The 15,865-nt window shown below is 74.0% G+C and carries 15 protein-coding genes and 1 pseudogene; 7 read left to right on the top strand and 9 right to left on the bottom strand.

Going from position 1 to position 15,865, the window contains the following annotated elements; all coding sequences use genetic code 11:
- Positions 1 to 227 precede the first annotated feature (227 nt).
- Positions 228 to 362 carry a hypothetical protein gene (locus tag ACIP67_RS17640; RefSeq protein ID WP_401692643.1) on the top strand — a complete coding sequence of 45 codons (135 nt, stop codon included), beginning with the start codon at positions 228 to 230 and terminating at the stop codon, positions 360 to 362.
- 80 nt (positions 363 to 442) lie between these two features.
- Here the strand turns inward: ACIP67_RS17640 and ACIP67_RS17635 are convergent, their stop codons facing one another.
- Complete coding sequence (locus ACIP67_RS17635) at positions 443 to 1,204, bottom strand: phosphoglyceromutase (RefSeq protein WP_401692641.1); 762 nt, start codon at positions 1,202 to 1,204, stop codon at positions 443 to 445.
- Between the two features lie 208 nt (positions 1,205 to 1,412).
- Between ACIP67_RS17635 and ACIP67_RS17630 the strand changes: the two genes are divergently transcribed.
- Positions 1,413 to 2,711: an MDR family MFS transporter gene (locus ACIP67_RS17630; protein WP_401692640.1), complete on the top strand. Its 1,299-nt coding sequence runs from the start codon at positions 1,413 to 1,415 to the stop codon at positions 2,709 to 2,711.
- A 153-nt stretch (positions 2,712 to 2,864) separates the two neighbouring features.
- Here the strand turns inward: ACIP67_RS17630 and ACIP67_RS17625 are convergent, their stop codons facing one another.
- Positions 2,865 to 3,308 carry a DUF2000 family protein gene (locus ACIP67_RS17625; protein ID WP_401692638.1) on the bottom strand — a complete coding sequence of 148 codons (444 nt, stop codon included), beginning with the start codon at positions 3,306 to 3,308 and terminating at the stop codon, positions 2,865 to 2,867.
- A gap of 49 nt (positions 3,309 to 3,357) precedes the next feature.
- On the opposite strand from ACIP67_RS17625, the gene ACIP67_RS17620 reads away from it, so the two are divergent.
- Positions 3,358 to 4,179, top strand: a complete 822-nt coding sequence (locus ACIP67_RS17620) for an AraC family transcriptional regulator (protein ID WP_401692637.1) — start codon at positions 3,358 to 3,360, stop codon at positions 4,177 to 4,179.
- A gap of 76 nt (positions 4,180 to 4,255) precedes the next feature.
- Here the strand turns inward: ACIP67_RS17620 and ACIP67_RS17615 are convergent, their stop codons facing one another.
- Together ACIP67_RS17615 and mshA are read right to left on the bottom strand one after the other, a co-directional pair.
- A complete protein-coding gene (locus tag ACIP67_RS17615) occupies positions 4,256 to 4,774 on the bottom strand; it encodes a YbjN domain-containing protein (RefSeq protein WP_401692914.1) in 519 nt (172 codons plus the stop codon).
- A 5-nt stretch (positions 4,775 to 4,779) separates the two neighbouring features.
- Positions 4,780 to 6,117, bottom strand: coding sequence for a D-inositol-3-phosphate glycosyltransferase (gene mshA / locus ACIP67_RS17610; protein ID WP_401692635.1), 1,338 nt, complete (start codon positions 6,115 to 6,117; stop codon positions 4,780 to 4,782).
- A gap of 256 nt (positions 6,118 to 6,373) precedes the next feature.
- Between mshA and ACIP67_RS17605 the strand changes: the two genes are divergently transcribed.
- The 3 genes from ACIP67_RS17605 to ACIP67_RS17595 all read left to right on the top strand — a co-directional run bounded on the left by ACIP67_RS17605 (position 6,374) and on the right by ACIP67_RS17595 (position 10,456).
- Positions 6,374 to 7,219: a class I SAM-dependent methyltransferase gene (locus ACIP67_RS17605; protein ID WP_401692634.1), complete on the top strand. Its 846-nt coding sequence runs from the start codon at positions 6,374 to 6,376 to the stop codon at positions 7,217 to 7,219.
- A 461-nt stretch (positions 7,220 to 7,680) separates the two neighbouring features.
- Positions 7,681 to 8,766 (top strand): NlpC/P60 family protein, encoded by a 1,086-nt coding sequence (locus ACIP67_RS17600; protein ID WP_401692632.1) that lies wholly within the window; start codon positions 7,681 to 7,683, stop codon positions 8,764 to 8,766.
- Positions 8,767 to 9,073: 307 nt separating this feature from the next.
- Positions 9,074 to 10,456, top strand: a complete 1,383-nt coding sequence (locus ACIP67_RS17595) for a PP2C family protein-serine/threonine phosphatase (RefSeq protein ID WP_401692631.1) — start codon at positions 9,074 to 9,076, stop codon at positions 10,454 to 10,456.
- A 160-nt stretch (positions 10,457 to 10,616) separates the two neighbouring features.
- On the opposite strand, the gene ACIP67_RS17590 is transcribed toward ACIP67_RS17595, so the two are convergent.
- From ACIP67_RS17590 to ACIP67_RS17580, 3 genes are all read right to left on the bottom strand, one after another.
- Positions 10,617 to 10,952, bottom strand: a complete 336-nt coding sequence (locus tag ACIP67_RS17590) for a DUF2516 family protein (protein WP_389521607.1) — start codon at positions 10,950 to 10,952, stop codon at positions 10,617 to 10,619.
- Between the two features lie 175 nt (positions 10,953 to 11,127).
- Positions 11,128 to 11,799 (bottom strand): hypothetical protein, encoded by a 672-nt coding sequence (locus tag ACIP67_RS17585; protein ID WP_401692630.1) that lies wholly within the window; start codon positions 11,797 to 11,799, stop codon positions 11,128 to 11,130.
- 107 nt (positions 11,800 to 11,906) lie between these two features.
- Positions 11,907 to 12,356: a helix-turn-helix domain-containing protein gene (locus ACIP67_RS17580; RefSeq protein ID WP_401692629.1), complete on the bottom strand. Its 450-nt coding sequence runs from the start codon at positions 12,354 to 12,356 to the stop codon at positions 11,907 to 11,909.
- A gap of 220 nt (positions 12,357 to 12,576) precedes the next feature.
- Between ACIP67_RS17580 and ACIP67_RS17575 the strand changes: the two are divergent.
- Positions 12,577 to 12,705: pseudogene (locus ACIP67_RS17575) on the top strand (ABC transporter permease); the annotation flags it as partial.
- Positions 12,706 to 12,745: 40 nt separating this feature from the next.
- Here the strand turns inward: ACIP67_RS17575 and ACIP67_RS17570 are convergent.
- Positions 12,746 to 14,971, bottom strand: coding sequence for a HelD family protein (locus ACIP67_RS17570; protein ID WP_401692627.1), 2,226 nt, complete (start codon positions 14,969 to 14,971; stop codon positions 12,746 to 12,748).
- 115 nt (positions 14,972 to 15,086) lie between these two features.
- Positions 15,087 to 15,722, bottom strand: a complete 636-nt coding sequence (locus ACIP67_RS17565; protein WP_401692625.1) for a TetR family transcriptional regulator — start codon at positions 15,720 to 15,722, stop codon at positions 15,087 to 15,089.
- Positions 15,723 to 15,865 lie beyond the last annotated feature (143 nt).

Below are 15,865 nucleotides of genomic sequence, written 5' to 3'. Positions count from 1 at the left end.
TCCGCGAGCTAGCCCACGATAGGCAGTCACTCAACATCACTAGGCCCCCACCTGGAGATTTGCGGGCAGCAGATAAAGCCCCATAAAGTCAGCCTGAAAAGTAGGGCCGCTCCCCGACAGGAGCGGCCCTGTCTCCATGAATGCAAGTAGCGCATACCAACATCTGGAGGACACCTATGCTCGCACGCGCGGGGCTCACCATCCACATCTCCCCCTATGCGTTGCCCATGCCCTTGATCGGCTGCGTGATCGCGATGCTGCCCCTCTGGATCGACCTCCCGCAGGAAGCTGCCGCGCTCGTCGGCTTCCTCATCGCGTTCCGCCTACGCGTCCACCTGACGCGTAGGCCCACTCAGGCCTGACGGCCCACAGACGGCCCAGCCCCACCAAAAAGCCCCCGGCCTGCCAAGAAACCGCAGGACGGGGGCTTACTGGTGTCGCGTTACTTCTTCTTGCCCTGGTTCTTGACCGCCTCGATGGCGGCCGCGGCCGCCTCCGGGTCGAGGTAGCGGCCTCCCGGGGTGACCGGCTTGAAGTCGGCGTCGAGTTCGTAGAACAGCGGGATGCCCGTCGGGATGTTCAGGCCCGCGATGTCGGCGTCGGAGATGCCGTCGAGGTGCTTGACGAGGGCGCGGAGGCTGTTGCCGTGGGCGGCGACGAGGACCGTGCGGCCGGTCAGGAGGTCGGGGACGATGCCGTCGTACCAGTAGGGGAGCATGCGGATGACGACGTCCTTGAGGCACTCCGTGCGGGGGCGGAGCTCCGGGGGGATCGTGGCGTAGCGCGCGTCGTCCGACTGGGAGAACTCGGTGCCGTCCTCGAGGGGCGGGGGCGGGGTGTCGTAGGAGCGGCGCCACAGCATGAACTGCTCCTCGCCGAACTCGGCGAGGGTCTGGGCCTTGTCCTTGCCCTGGAGGGCGCCGTAGTGGCGCTCGTTCAGGCGCCAGGAGCGGTGGACCGGGATCCAGTGGCGGTCCGCGGCCTCCAAGGCCAGCTGCGCGGTACGGATGGCGCGCTTCTGGAGGGACGTGTGGACCACGTCGGGGAGGAGGTCGGCGTCCTTCAGGAGCTCGCCACCGCGGACTGCCTCCTTCTCGCCCTTCTCGTTGAGGTTGACGTCCACCCAGCCGGTGAACAGGTTCTTCGCGTTCCACTCGCTCTCGCCGTGGCGGAGGAGGATCAGCTTGTACGGTGCGTCGGCCATGTGGATGAGCGTAATCGAAGGGTGCGTCCCGGCCCGCCCGGCGCCCGTAGGGCGGACGCCCCCCGGGGCACCTGAGCGCGAGCGCGGCGGGGACGCGGCGGGCGGCGGCGGGACAGTTGACTGATCCTGTTAATCGAGTGGCCCCCGGGACCGGCCGGTCCGTAAGTTCTCCATACCACCTGCGCCGCTTACATCCGGGGGATCACCCATGTCCGTCGCCTCCTTGAGACGTGCCGCCCGCGAGACCGTCTCCGGGCTGCCCCGCGAGTTCTGGTGGCTGTGGACCAGCACCCTCGTCAACCGGCTCGGCGCCTTCGTCGCCACCTTCATGGCGCTGTACCTGACCCTCGACCGCGGGTACTCCGCCTCCTACGCCGGACTCGTCGCCGCGCTGCACGGGCTCGGCGGGGTGATCTCCTCCCTCGGCGGCGGGGTGATGGCCGACCGGCTCGGGCGGCGGCCCACGCTGCTCGTCGCCCAGGTCGCCACCGCCCTCTCCGTGGCGCTGCTCGGCTTCGTGCACCACCCCGTCGTCATCGCCGGGGTCGCCTTCCTCGTCGGGATGGCCTCCAACGCCTCCCGGCCCGCCGTGCAGGCGATGATGGCCGACATCGTGCGGCCGGAGGACCGGGTCCGGGCGTTCTCCCTCAACTACTGGGCCATCAACCTCGGCTTCGCCGTCTCCTCCACGGCCGCCGGGTTCATCGCCGAGGTCAGCTACCGCGCCGGCTTCCTCGTCGAGGCCGGTATGACCCTCGCCTGCGCGGTCGTCGTCTTCCTCAAGCTGCCCGAGTCACGGCCCCGGCCGGTGGACAAGGCCCTGCGCGGGGACTCCGTCGGGCTGCGGACCGTGCTGCGCGACGGGCGGTTCATGGGGCTGGTCGGGCTGTCGTTCCTGGTCGCCTTCGTCTTCCAGCAGGGTTCCGTCGGGCTGCCCGTGGCGATGGGCACGGCCGGCTTCACCCCGGCCGACTACGGCATGGCCATCGCCGTCAACGGCGTCCTCATCGTCGTGCTCCAGATCCCGGTCACCCGGTTCATCGAGCACCGGGATCCGGGACGGCTGCTCGTGATCTCGTCGGTCCTCGCCGGATACGGCTTCGGACTGACCGCCTTCGCCGGGTCCGTCGGCGTCTTCGCGCTCACCGTCTGCGTGTGGACCCTCGCCGAGATCGTCAACGCGCCCACCCAGACCGGGCTCGTCGTCCGTCTCTCCCCGGTCCACGGACGCGGGCGTTACCAGGGCATGTACACCCTGTCGTGGGCCGCGGCGTCGCTCCTGGCCCCGCTGACGTCCGGCTTCGTCATCGACCGGTTCGGGGCGGAGTGGCTGTGGGGGCTGTGCGCGGTCGTCGGGACGGTGGCCGGGGCCGGGTACGCCCTGCTGATGCGCCGGCTGCCCGCAGCGGAGGCGGCCTCGGAGGCGGCGGAGGCGGCCTCGGAGGCGGCGGAGACCGCCGGTGCGCCCGGGTCGGCCACCGCCGCGCCCGAGGTCAGCGCCGTCTGACGGGCGGGGCGGCGCCCGCCGGCCCGGCGGCGCCTCCAACCCGACGGTGCCCCCGGCCCCGGGGGGCTCCCCGGCTCGGCGATGCCCATGCCCCCGGCTCAGCGGAGGGCGCCCTGCGGGACCGCGGACACGGCCGGACAGGGGGCCCTCTTCTCACGGATGCATCCGTGCCCCCTTCAGCACCTTGTCCACCGCGTTCCGCGGACCGTACACGGCCAGTCCCACCAGGTCCAGTGCGTCCGTCCCCACGGCCCGCACCGCCGCGCGGTTGTCGCGGTCGTTGCCGGTGGCGAAGAGGTCGCCGGTGAACACCGCGCGCGGCAGGGCGCGGGAGAGCACGCGCGCGTGGGCCGCCGTCAGGGTCTCCTTCGAGCCCTCGAACACCAGCACCGGCTGGCGGAGCATCGGCAGGTAGGGGACGCCGTCCGCGTCCTCGTACGGCTCCCCGACGACCTCGGGGAGCTCTGTGCCCAGGCCGCTGACCAGGAACGCGGTGACGTTCAGGCGCTGCCAGGTCTCCAGGTCCTCGCGCAGCAGGACGGCGATCTTCGTGTCGAAGCGGACGGGCGGGTCCGCGGGGGTCGGTGCGTCGTTCATGGTCCGAGGCTGCCGTCCGGGTGGCGGCGGCGTCTTGTACGTTCTTTGCATGGCCTCCGCTCAGGGCAGGGCCGCGCAGCCCACCGCCGACGTCTCCGCCTGGCGCCCCCGCGTCCGGGGCGTCGTGGAGGTCTTCCACGCGCACTTCACCGGATACGCCTACCCGATGCACGTGCACGATTCCTGGACGCTGCTCATCGTCGACGACGGGGCCGTACGGTACGACCTCGACCGGCACGAGCACGGGACGCCGCACGGCACCGTGTCGCTGCTGCCGCCGCACGTGCCGCACAACGGCTCCCCCGTCACCCCGGACGGCTTCCGCAAGCGGGTGCTGTACCTGGACGCGAGCGTGCTCGGCGAGGAGCTGATCGGGCCCGCCGTGGACGGACCCGACCTGCGCGACCCGCTGCTGCGGCGGCGGGTCGGGCAGCTGCACGCGGCCCTCGCCCGGCCCGGGGACGAGCTGGAGGCCGACAGCCGGCTGGCGCTGGTCGGCGAGCGGCTGCGCGGCCATCTGCGGCCCCGGCAGCCCCTGCGGCCGGCCCGGCGTGACCCCGTCCTGGCGCGCCGGCTGCGCGACCTGCTCGACGGGCGCGTCGTCGAGGGCGTCACGCTCGACACGGCCGCCGGGCTGCTCCAGGCTCATCCGGCGCATCTGGTCCGGGCGTTCAGCGGGGCGTACGGCATCGCGCCGCACCAGTACCTGACGGCCCGCCGCGTCGACCGGGCCCGTCGGCTGCTGCTGGAGGGGCGGCCGGCGGGCGAGGTCGCGGCGGCCGCCGGCTTCTACGACCAGGCCCATCTCACCCGGCACTTCCGGAAGCTGGTGGGGGTGACCCCGGGGCGCTACACGGCGCCCGCCACCTGACGCCGACGTGGTCGCCGGCCGCCGTCGCGCCGCCGGTGGCGGTGGCCCCGCCGGAGGTCCGTCGTCGGGAGCGCCTTCATTCAGCGGGGCGGCTGGTGAGGTGGCGGAAGGCGTCCAGGTTGCGGGTGGACTCGCCGCGGGAGACGCGCCAGGCGTACTCGCGGCGGATCGTGGAGGCGAAACCGAGCTCGAGGAGGGTGTTGAAGGCTCCGTCGGCGGCTTCCAGGACCTGGCCGAGGAGGCGGTCGATCCCGTCGGGGGTGACCGCGGCGAGGGGGAGGCGGGCGGTGACGTAGACGTCGCCGAGGTGGTCGACGGCGTAACTCACGCCGTACAGCTTGAGGTTGCGCTCCAGGAGCCAGCGGTGGACGCCGGCCTCGTTCTCGTCGGGGTGGCGGATGACGAAGGCGTTCAGGGAGAGCGAGTGGCGGCCGACGATGAGGGACACGGTCGTCTTCAGCTTGCGGGTGCCGGGGAGCTGCACGACGTAGGTGCCGGGCTCGGGGCCCTCCCACTCCAGTTCGGCGTCCCCCAGGACGTCCTCGACGACCCGCGCGGCCGCCTTCTGCGCGTCGGCCCGCTGCGCCTCAGTCATGCCACTCACCCATGCGGGGAGCGTACGCGACGGCGGTGGGCCTGCGTCGCGGCCGCGTAGACGTCGGCGGTGGCGGCGGCCGCGGTGTCCCAGCCGAAGGAGCGGGCGTGCCGGGCGGCGGCCGCGCCCATGCGGGCGGCGAGGTCCGGGGTGTCGGCGAACTCGGCGAGCACGCGCGCGTAGCGGGCCGGTTCGTGGCCCTGCACCAGGACGCCGGTCTCCCGGTCGCGCACGGCCACCGGCAGCCCGCCGACCGCGGCGGCGAGCACGGGCGTCCCGGCGGCCTGCGCCTCTATGGCGACCAGGCCGAAGGACTCGCTGTAGGAGGGGACGACGAGGACGGAGGCGGCACGGAACCAGTCCGCGAGCCGGTCCTGCCCGACGGGCGGCCGGAACCGTACGACGTCGGAGATGCCGAGGCGGGCGGCGAGCTTCTGCAGGCCCTCCGGTTTGGCGAGGCCGCTGCCGCTCGGGCCGCCGACCACGGGCACGACGATCCGGGAGCGCAGCTCGGGGCGCTCGTCGAGGAGGACGGCGACGGCGCGCAGCAGGACGTCGGGGGCCTTGAGGGGCTGGATACGGCCCGCGAAGAGCGGGATCAGGGCGTCCTGCGGCAGGCCCAGGCGGGCGCGGGCGGCGGCGCGGCCGTCGGCGGGCCGGAAGCGGTCGAGGTTGACGCCGGGGTGGACGACGGCGACCTTGTCGCGGTCGGCGTCGTAGTGCCGGACGAGTTCGTCGGCCTCCTCCGCCGTGTTGGCGATCAGCCGGTCGGCGGCGGTGACGATCTGGGTCTCGCCGATGACGCGGGCGGCGGGCTCGGGGGTGTCGCCGTCGGCGAGGTTGGCGTTCTTGACCTTGGCCATGGTGTGCATGGCGTGCACCAGGGGGGCGCCCCAGCGCTGGGCGGCGAGCCAGCCGACGTGCCCGGACAGCCAGTAGTGCGAGTGGACGAGGTCGTAGTGGCCGGGGCGGTGGCCGGCCCAGGCCTGCATCACGCCGTGGGTGAAGGCGCACAGCTGGGCGGGGAGGTCCTCCTTGGCGAGGCCCTCGTAGGGTCCGGCGTCGACGTGCCGGACGAGGACGCCGGGGGCGAGGTCGACGGTCGGCGGGAGGCCGCCGGTCGTGGCGCGCGTGAAGATCTCGACCTCGATGTCGATCGCGGCGAGGCGCTGTGCGAGCTCGACGATGTAGACGTTCATGCCGCCGGCGTCGCCCGTGCCGGGCTGGTGCAGCGGTGAGGTGTGGACCGAGAGCATGGCGACGCGGCGGGGGCGGCGGTGCAGCCGGAGCCGCGCGGGTGCCGTCCCGGAACGACGCCCGAGCCTGCCGATGTACTGGCTCACGTGGCGTTCCTCCTAGCTGCGGGCATGCCGGACGGAGGATGTGCGGCACCCTCCGAGGGGGTGCAACGCCGGAGGGAGCCGTCGCCATTCCGGCGGGCCCCCGGTCGCGGACGTTTTTGCCCAGGCGTTACCGGGGATCGCTCAACCGTTCGAGGGCGGGTTGCGTCTCCCCGTGGTCCTGCCGTCATGGACACCGTCGTCATGGACACCGTCGTCATGGACACCGTCGTCATGGACACCGAATACCCTCGAAGGCATGACATCCCGCGCGGCCCTCCCCTCCTCTCGGCTTCGCTCGAGCGGGGGGACCCCCGTCGTGGGCACGGTCACGCGCGGGACGACCAACCCCAACCGGCTGCGCCGCATGGACCGCTGGATCGCCGCGGCGCACGGCCGTGAGCTGCGCCGCGCGGGCCGTGCCGTGGCCGTCGACCTCGGCTATGGCGCCGCCCCCTGGACGGCCGTCGAGCTGCTCGCCCGGCTGCGCTCCGTCGCGCCCCACGCGCGCGTGGTGGGCGTCGAGATCGAACCGGCCCGGGTCGCGGCGGCCAAGCCGTACGAGCGGGACGGCCTCGCCTTCCGGCACGGCGGCTTCGAGGTCCCGCTCCCCGGCCGGCCCCACCTCATCCGCGCCGCGAACGTGCTGCGGCAGTACGACGAGGCGGAGGTCGCCGCCGTCTGGGAGCGGCTGTGCACGCGGCTCGCGCCGGCGACCCGGACCTCGCGCGGTGGGCTGCTCGTCGAGGGGACCTGCGACGAGATCGGGCGGCGGCACGTGTGGGTCGCGCTCGGCCCCGAGGGCCCCCGCACGGTCACCTTCGCGACCCGGCTGGGCTCTCTGGAACGGCCCTCGGACCTGGCGGAACGGCTGCCGAAGGCGTTGATCCACCGCAATGTGCCCGGCGAGCCCGTGCACGCCTTCCTCCGCGACTTCGACCGCGCCTGGGCCGCCGCCGCGCCGTACGCCTCGTACGGCGCGCGCCAGCGGTGGATCCGGACGGTGCGGGATCTGACCCGGGACTGGCCGGTGACGGACGGCCCGGCGCGGTGGCGGCAGGGGGAAGTGACGGTGGCGTGGGGGGCACTGGCCCCGCGCGGCTAGCGGCGGGGGCGGGGGAGGCGCTGGCCCCGTGGGGCTAGCGACGGTGGCGTGGGGGGCGCTGGCCCTGCGGGGCCAGTGACGGTGGCGTGGGGGGCGCTGGCCCTGCGGGGCCAGTGACGGTGGCGTGGGGGGCGCTGGCCCTGCGGGGCCAGTGACGGTGGCGTGGGGGGGCACTGGCCCTGCGGGGCCAGTGACGGTGGCGTGGGGGGCACTGGCCCTGCGGGGCCAGTGACGGTGCGTGCGGGGCGCTGTGGCCAGTGACGGTGGCGCGGGGGGCGCTGGACCCACGGGGGCAGGCACCGGGAACGATCTCCCTGAGGCGTTCGTCACATAGGCGGGGACTTCGCCATGGCGGGGTGTGAACGGGGGGAAGGACTGCCTCTGTCGTTTTCCGGCAGGGCATGGCACGATCCCTCGGGCGACCGTAAGTTACTGACGGTAAATCAGCTGTGGGGGGACGTATGGGGACGGGCAAGCGCGGCCTGCTCGCGGTGGCCGTGACCGTGGTCTGCGCGGTCACCGTGCTGGCGGCGCCGGGTACGGCGTTCGCGGCTCCGAGCCCCACACCGGCCCCGACGACCGCGCCCACGCTCACCCCGCCGCCCTCGCACAGCGCGGACCTGGAGGCGGTCCGCGAGAAGCTGGACACGCTGTACCACGACGCCGCGGTCGCCACCGACGCCTACAACGCGGCCGAGGAGCAGGCCCGGAAGCAGTCCGCGGAGCTGGTGGAACTCGCCCAGAAGATCGTCGAGGGGCGCGAGGAGCTGGACGCGCTGAAGGACCGCGCGGGGGCCGCGGCCCGCTCGCAGTACCGCGGCGGCGGCCTGCCGGACGAGGCCCACCTGCTGCTCAGCGACGATCCGGACGACTTCCTCGACGGGGCGGGCCGGGTGCTCCAGGGACAGCGGGCGGCCGACGGACTGATCGGCGAGATGACCCGCACCCAGCAGGACCTGGAGCAGTACTCCGCCGACGCCTCCGCCCAGTGGCAGAAGCTGGAGGCCAACCGGAAGGCCAAGGCCGCCGCCCAGAAGAAGGTCGAGAAGCAGATCGCGGCGGCCGAGAAGCTCGAGTCCCAGCTGGAGAAGGAGGAGAAGGAACGCCTCGCCCAGCTGCAGGAACAGGCCGCGCAGCAGGCGCAGACCGCCTGGCTGGGCACCGGCGTGCTCGACGGCGTCGAGGACGAGGCGACCGCGCAGGGCCTGGAGGCCGTCCGGTACGCCACCGCGCAGGTCGGCAAGCCGTACGTGTGGGGCGCCGAGGGGCCCGACTCCTTCGACTGCTCGGGCCTCACCTCCCAGGCGTGGGTGAACGCCGGCCGCACCATCCCGCGCACCTCGCAGGAGCAGTGGCGGCAGCTCGAACGGGTCGCGGTCACGGACCTGCGCCCCGGCGACCTGATCATCTACTTCGACGACGCCAGCCACGTCGGGCTGTACGTGGGGAACGGCTCGATCGTCCACGCCCCGCGCCCGGGCCGGACGGTGACCGTCGCGGGGGCCGGCTCGATGCCGATCCTCGGGGTGGTGCGGCCGGACGTGTGAGCCCGGACATGCGGCCGGACGCGTGAGCCCGGACACAGGGGCGGCGGCGGCCCGTGACCGCGGCCACGTGACCCACCGCACGCCCCTCGGCCGCCAAACCTCCCGACGACGTGACGTTCGTCATTCCCGCACCCCATCCACCCTGCCCAACTGCGGTACGGATCGCGGCATATGACAGCGGCCTGAGATCAAGCGGCGTGCTCCACACCATTCCGCTGCGGCGCCTTCTGCCGCTATGGTCCCGGTCGGTGGGTCGAGGTCCCTCGTCCCCGCCATGCCCTCGGGGGGAGGGAAGGAACCCGACACGATGCCCGTACCCGTACCGCGGCAGAGAGCGATCCCGGCCGTGGAGTGCGGTCAGGCGCAGGCCGCCCCCGCAGCCGGCGGCCCCTCCAGGGAAGAAGCCCCGCGCACGGACGACCGGAACGACGCTCGCGCCGAAGCGAACACGACGACGCCGGTCGGGGACGACGCCACACCCGGCGACGCCCCCTCCGGCGTGAGCGCCGCCGCCCCCACCACCAACCTCACACTGCTGCTGATCGAGGACGACCCCACGGCCGCCCCGATCGTGCCCGGCCTGCTGGACTCCTCCGGCAAGCCGATCCGTGTGCGCACCGCCCGCAACCTCACCGAGGCCGAGCGGCTGCTCACCGACGACGTCCACTGCATCCTGCTGGATCTCGCCCTGCCCGCCCCGGGCCGCGCGGACGAGGACGACGAGCTCGCCGTGCTCCGGCACGTGCTGCGGCTCGCGCCCCGGCACGCCGTGCTCGCGCTGACCGCGTCCGGTGACGCCGAGCGCGGGGCCGAGGCGGTACGGGTGGGCGCCCAGGACTACCTGTTCCGCGACGAGTTGGACGGACGGCTGCTGAGCCGCGCCATCCGGTACGCGGTGGAGCGGAAACGATCCGACACGGCCGAGCGGCGGCTCGCCGAGGGCAGGCTGCGCGCCCAGGAGAACGCCCGCCTGGAGCGCGGGCTGCTGCCCACGCCCCTGCTGGACGGCTCCCCGCTGCGCTTCGCGGCCCGTTACCGCCCCGGCCGCTCCCGCGCGCTGCTCGGTGGTGACTTCTACGACACCGTCCGCACCCCGGACGGCACGGTCCACACCATGATCGGCGACGTCCGCGGCCACGGCCCGGACGAGGCCGCCCTCGGGGTGGAGCTGCGGATCGCCTGGCGGGCGCTGACGCTGGCCGGCCTGTGCGGCGACGAACTGCTGAACACCTTGCAGCAGGTGCTGGAGCACGAACGCGACGACGACGAGATCTTCGCGACGCTGTGCACGGTGGACATCGCGCCCGACGGCCGCCGCGCCGGCCTGTGCCTGGCCGGCCACCCGGCCCCGCTGATCGCCCGCCCCGGCCTGCCGCCCCGGCTGCTGCCCTACGACAACAACGGCCCCGCCCTCGGTCTGCTGCCGGGCGCCCGCTGGCCGCGGATGCAGGTCGAGCTGGGCGCCGCGTGGAGCCTGATGCTGTACACCGACGGTCTCATCGAGGGCCGCGTCGGGGACGGCAGGGAGCGACTGGGGCAGGACGGCATGGTGGAGATGATCGGCCGCCAGATCGCGGCGGGCCTGCACGGCGAGAACCTGCTGCGGGCGGCCGTGAACGAGGTCCGCGAGCTGAACGGCGGCGAGCTGACGGACGACGTGGCGGTCGTCCTGCTGGACCGAGTGCCTTAGCGCTCCGCTGGGGGTGCCCGGATCGGGTTGCGCGCCGATGGGGGGTGCGTGGTGTGCCGGGCGCGGGCCGTCCGGGGCTGGTCGCGCCCACGCGGCGGAGCCGCATATGAGACCGCCCCGCCGCCCCTTTGAGGGGGCTGCGCCCCCCGTCAAGGGCTTCTCAGCGGCCGCCGTTGTAGGGGCCGTACGGGCCGTCGCTGCTGGAGCCGCCTCGGCGGGTGCGGCCGCCGCCCGGCAGGGAGCGGAGGGCGGGCCGGACATCGACCATGTACACGATGGTCGCGATCAGGCCGATGATCGGCAGGAACGACAGGATGTTGAAGATCAGGTTCACCACGAAGGCGAGCCCGAGGACGATCAGCCAGAACGGCTTGGTCTGCTTGTCCGCGGCACGATAGCCGTCCTCGCGGCGGATGGCCGCGTCGAACAGCGCGAAGCCGCTGAACACGATCAGCGCCAGGCTCAGCAGCGACATGAACCCGGCGAACCCCTGCATCAGCACTACGTCCACCACCCGACTCGGCACGGCTCGTCCTTACGCGGCCACCGTACCCGCAACCACGCCTCCGTCACCCGTACAACGGGCCGGGCACCCTTCGAGTGCCCGGCCCGTGGCCGTATTCCCGCGCGCTCCGCGCGGGTGGGGGATGTGGGGGATGTGCCCGTGGTGCTCACTCGGCCGGCGGGGTCGTCTTCTTCGCGGTGGTCTTGCGGGCGGCCGGGGTCTTCTTGGCGGGGGCCTTCTTCGCCGGGGCGGGCTCGGCCGCGGCCGCGGCGGGCTTCGGCTCGTCCTTGACCTCGACCGGCTGGGGCTTCGGCTGGGGCTTCGGCTCGTCCTTGCCCTCGACGACGATGGCCAGTTCCTCGATCTCCTCGGCGGCCTCGCCGCGCCAGGTCCGCACGGCCTGCTCGCCGTGCTCGGCGACCTTCTCGTAGGTCTCGCGGGCCTTGACGGCGTACTCGGCGGCGACGCCGACCCCGCGCAGCGCGAGGTCCTGGGCGGTCTCGCCGAACTTCTTCAGGTCGGCGTCGAGGGTGCTGCTCAGCTTCTTCAGGTCGCCGTCGAGGGCGCCGAGGAACTCGCCCACCTTGGTCTGGAAGGTCTCCTGCGCCTCCTTGGCCCTGGCACCGGCCTCCTTCGCGCGGGCGGCGGCCCGCTCCTGGACGGCCTTGGGGTCGGTGTTGCGGACCGCCTCGAACCGGGCCGGCGCCTCGGTGCGCAGCTGCTCGACCAGGCCCGGCACCTTCTTCGCCTGCTGGAGGGCCAGGTCGGCGGTGCCGGCCGCGAAGTAGAGGGGGGTCGGGTCGCTGAGGGTCTTGCGCAGGTCGTCGGTGATGGCCATGGTGTGGTCCTCCCGTGGTCGCGTTCGTCGCGTTGTTCGCGTTCGTGGATGTCGGTCGGTGCGGGTCCGAGCGGGTCCGCAGCCGGGCGGCCGGTCCACCGGTCCGGTCAATCGGCCTTCCGCTGCGGATCGTCCTCGACGGCACCGGCCGTGCGGGTGTCGTGTTCGGCGGCGTCGTCCTGGGCGTCCGCGGCACCGTCGCCGACCGTGAATCCGTTCTCCTTGCGGAAGGACTCGTAGATCTGCAGCAGCGCCTGCTTCTGCGGCCCGGTCAGCGTGGGGTCGGCGAGGATGACGGCGCGCGTCTCGACCTCGTCCCGGTCCCGTTCGGCATCGAGGATGCCGGCGCGCACGTACAGCGTCTCGGCGGAGATCCGCAGCGCCTTGGCGACCTGCTGCAACACCTCCGCGCTGGGCTTGCGCAGCCCGCGCTCGATCTGACTCAGGTACGGATTGGACACCCCGGCGGCGTCGGCGAGCTGCCGCAACGAGAGCTGGGCGTTTCGCCGCTGCTCGCGCAGGTACTCACCGAGATTGCCGACCTTGAGCGATGCCATGCCTCCAGCGTGCCCCACCACCGCTAACAATTGCAAGCACCCGCTTGCAGAAGTGTGTCGCGCCGCCGTCGCACACCTCGCCCGGCCGAGGCCGGGGGCGCCGTGGCCGTCGGGACGGTCGTCTACCCGCGGCCCGGACGCGGCTCGGCGGTGTCGCCCGAAGCCCCCTCCGCTCCGGCGTGGAGGACGTCGCGGGCCTGCTCGGCGGCGCGGGTGATGCTCCCTGCGCGGGCTGCTGCTCGGCACCGAGATCGGCCACAACGGATGGCTCGCGATCGCCTGGTGCGTGGGCCTCACCCTGCTCGGCTACTTCTGGTCGGCCTCGACGTTCGACCGCGACCCGAAGTGACCGCCATGACGGCGCGGGCCGTCCCCCGCACGGGTACGTCTCACCAGGGCACCCCTCTCTCCTCCACCACCACCAGCCGCGACACCGCCCGGGTCAGCACCACGTACAGCCGGTTCAGCCCCCGCTCCTCCGCCTCGGCGATGGCGACCGGTTCCACGGCGACCACGTGGTCGTACTCCAGGCCCTTGACGGCGGTCGCGGGGACGACCGTCACGCGGGTGCTCGTGTCCTCGGGGCCGGAGGCGATGGGGATGCCGGCCTCGTCGAGCGCCCGGCGGATGCGGGGCGCGTCGGCGTCGGCGGTGACGACACCGACGGAGCCCTCGTGGGCGAGGGCGTCGCGGACCGCGGCCACCACCGCCCCCGGCAGGTCACCGGCCGCCCCGCGGACGGCGAGTTCACCGTCCCGGCGCAGGGAACGCGCGGGCGGCACGTCGGTGTCGAGGCGGGCCAGGAGCCGGTTGGCGAGCGCGAGGACCGGGGCGGGGACGCGGAAGCCGGTGGTCAGCGGGACCACTCTCGCCTCGGGCTTGCCCAGGTGGGTCAGCAGGTCCCGCCAGGAGCGCGCGGCCCAGGGCGTGGTGCCCTGCGCCAGGTCGCCGAGGACCGTCAGCGAACCGAAGGGCACACGGCGGGCGATGGCGCGGCACTCCATCGGGGAGAGGTCCTGGGCTTCGTCGACGACGACATGGCCGTATCCCCCGGGGCGTTCCAGGAGCCCGGCGACCTCGTCGAGGAGGACGAGGTCGGCGGACGACCAGCGTGTGGAACGGGCCGAGCGGGGTGCGCCCGGCCGGTGCAGGGCCGCCTGCTCCTCCGGGGTCAGGATGCCGGCCGCCGCACGCGCCAACTCGCCCGGATCGCCGAGGAGTCGGGCCACGACCTCCTCCGGGCGCGCCTTCGGCCACACCGCGTCCACACAGGCGCCCACCGAGCGCGCCCGTTCCATCCGGCGGAGCCAGGAGGCGGGACGCGGGCCGCCCCGCTGTTCGGCCTGCTCCTGGATCCGGCGCACGATCCGGCTGCGTACGCGCTCGCGCCCGACCTCGTACGGCGGCTCCTCGGCGAGGACGCCGGTCACGATCCGCGCGACCTCGTCACCCGTGACCCGCCGACGGTACGGCCCGTCCGGCACCGCGAAGCCGTCCCCACCACCCGCGCCGCCGACACCGCCGACACCGTCGGCACCACTGGCACCACTGGCACCACTGGCACTACCGGCACCGCCAGCACCACCCGCGCCACCCGCGCCACCCGCGCCACCCGCGTTCACCCCGCCGTACAGCGCCCGGCGCAGCACCTCGGCCATGCGCGGGTCGTGCTTGACGGCGGCGGTGGGCGCGGCGTCGGTGACGGTGACCGGGTGCCGGGCGATCTCGTCGGCCAGGGTCGACTGCCGTACGCCCGTCTCACCGAGGGAGGGCAGGACCTCGGCGATGTAGGAGAGGAAGGTGCGGTGGGGGCCGAGGATCAGCAGGCCGCCGCGGCGGAAGCGCCGGGGGTGGGTGTAGAGGAGGTAGGCGGCCCGGTGCAGGCCGACGGCGGTCTTGCCGGTGCCCGGGGCGCCCTGCACGCACACCGACTCGGCCGGTTCCCCGCGGACGAGGTCGTCCTGCTCGGGCTGGATCGTCGCGGCGATGTCGCGCATCGGGCCGACCCGGGGGCGTTCGATCTCGCGGGCGACGATGGCGCTCGGCCCGGCCTCCCCGCGTCCCAGGTGCTCGTCCTCCAGGCCGGTCAGATCGGCGGAGTCGCCCCGGCTGCCCGGCGCCCAGCCGAACCGGCGGCGGACGGCGACGCCCTGCGGGTCGCGGGAGCTCGCCTGGTAGAAGGGGCGCGAGACGGGGGCGCGCCAGTCGACGACGAGCGGCGGGGCGGCGGGGTGCTCGCCGACGCGAAGGCGGCCGATGTGGTGGCTGAGGCCCGCGTGCTCACCGCCGGTGCCGTCCGCGAAGTCCAGGCGGCCGAAGAAGAGGGGGCCTTCGGGGAGTTCCCGCAGCGCCTTGGCCCGGCTGCGCAGCCGGTACCCGAGGACCTCGGCGTCGGCACCGGAGGCGGAGACGTCCTCGCCGGTGACGACCTGGACGTCGGCACCCGCCAGCATCCCGGCGAGGGCCGACCGGCAGGCGTCGTGGTGGGCGCGTTCCCGCAGGAGTGCCGCGGTGAGGCCGGGATCGTCGTCGTACGGGCGGGCGTCGGCGGGGGCGTCGGCGGCGGCGGAGGAGGACGGTCGGTCGTCCTTCGGGACGGGGCGGGGTGACGTCATGGCACGAGCGTACCCACTAAAGCGTAACTCGGTTATATTTTTTACTCGGTCCCATGACGAGCCAGGGTGCGGGTGGCGCCCGCCGGACGGCCGGCCGGTCAGAGGGACGGGCGGTTCACCGCTCGGCCGACGGCCGGGCCAGCCACGGCAGTCCCGCCTCCAGCAGCGCGAACGCCCGCTCCGCCGCCGCCACCGCCACCGGCCGTACGTCCTCGACCCCCTCCCCCGCCGCGATCCGCCGCCAGTTCTCCTCGGCGAGGATGCGCCGTACGGCGACGATCTGGCCGGCCGCGAGCCGGGCATCGAGGTCACCGCCGAGGGCATCGGCCAGAGCGGCCTCGGACCGTTCCAGATGGGCGTGGAGGCGGGCGACCAGTGCGGGGGTGCCGTACAGGAGGGCGTGGAAGGCGCGCACCTCGGGGTGGTCGTTGAGGCCGGTGACCGGGTCGGCCGCGGCCAGGCCCGCGAGGAAGTGCCGGCGCAGGGCGGCCAGCGGCGCGGCCCCCTCGTCCCGCGCCCCGGCGACCACCTCCGCCGCCTCCCGCTCGTGGTCGGCGATCCGGTGCAGGACGAGGTCCTCCTTGGCCGGGAAGTAGCGGAAGAGGGTCGGCTTGGAGATCTCCGCCGCGGCGGCGACCTCGGCGACGGACACCGCGTCGAAGCCCCGCTCCACGAAGAGGCGGACGGCGATCTCCGACACGGTCCGGTACATCCGCCGCTTCTTGCGCTCACGCAGGCCGGTCTCACTCATGGGGGGAGCCTAGATCCCCGACGGGCTCCGCAGGGGCGCCGAGGCGCAGGGCCGCCAGGCCGCCAGGCCGCCAGGCCGCCAGGCCGCCAGGCCGCCAGGCCGCCAGGCCGCCGGGCCGCCAGGCCGCCAGGCCGCCAGGCCGC

Source organism: Streptomyces sp. NPDC088812, assembly GCF_044750285.1.
GTDB lineage: Bacteria > Actinomycetota > Actinomycetes > Streptomycetales > Streptomycetaceae > Streptomyces.
This window is presented reverse-complemented; position numbering and strand designations above follow the sequence as displayed.

Excerpts from the sequence above, each read along its gene's own strand:
- ACIP67_RS17640 (WP_401692643.1), top strand. The coding sequence starts at position 228 with ATGCCCTTGATCGGCTGCGTGATCGCGATGCTGCCCCTCTGGATCGAC.
- ACIP67_RS17635 (WP_401692641.1), bottom strand. The coding sequence starts at position 1,204 with ATGGCCGACGCACCGTACAAGCTGATCCTCCTCCGCCACGGCGAGAGC.
- ACIP67_RS17630 (WP_401692640.1), top strand. The coding sequence starts at position 1,413 with ATGTCCGTCGCCTCCTTGAGACGTGCCGCCCGCGAGACCGTCTCCGGG.
- ACIP67_RS17625 (WP_401692638.1), bottom strand. The coding sequence starts at position 3,308 with ATGAACGACGCACCGACCCCCGCGGACCCGCCCGTCCGCTTCGACACG.
- ACIP67_RS17620 (WP_401692637.1), top strand. The coding sequence starts at position 3,358 with ATGGCCTCCGCTCAGGGCAGGGCCGCGCAGCCCACCGCCGACGTCTCC.
- ACIP67_RS17615 (WP_401692914.1), bottom strand. The coding sequence starts at position 4,774 with ATGACTGAGGCGCAGCGGGCCGACGCGCAGAAGGCGGCCGCGCGGGTC.
- ACIP67_RS17605 (WP_401692634.1), top strand. The coding sequence starts at position 6,374 with ATGACATCCCGCGCGGCCCTCCCCTCCTCTCGGCTTCGCTCGAGCGGG.
- ACIP67_RS17600 (WP_401692632.1), top strand. The coding sequence starts at position 7,681 with ATGGGGACGGGCAAGCGCGGCCTGCTCGCGGTGGCCGTGACCGTGGTC.
- ACIP67_RS17595 (WP_401692631.1), top strand. The coding sequence starts at position 9,074 with ATGCCCGTACCCGTACCGCGGCAGAGAGCGATCCCGGCCGTGGAGTGC.
- ACIP67_RS17590 (WP_389521607.1), bottom strand. The coding sequence starts at position 10,952 with ATGCAGGGGTTCGCCGGGTTCATGTCGCTGCTGAGCCTGGCGCTGATC.
- ACIP67_RS17585 (WP_401692630.1), bottom strand. The coding sequence starts at position 11,799 with ATGGCCATCACCGACGACCTGCGCAAGACCCTCAGCGACCCGACCCCC.
- ACIP67_RS17580 (WP_401692629.1), bottom strand. The coding sequence starts at position 12,356 with ATGGCATCGCTCAAGGTCGGCAATCTCGGTGAGTACCTGCGCGAGCAG.
- ACIP67_RS17570 (WP_401692627.1), bottom strand. The coding sequence starts at position 14,971 with ATGACGTCACCCCGCCCCGTCCCGAAGGACGACCGACCGTCCTCCTCC.
- ACIP67_RS17565 (WP_401692625.1), bottom strand. The coding sequence starts at position 15,722 with ATGAGTGAGACCGGCCTGCGTGAGCGCAAGAAGCGGCGGATGTACCGG.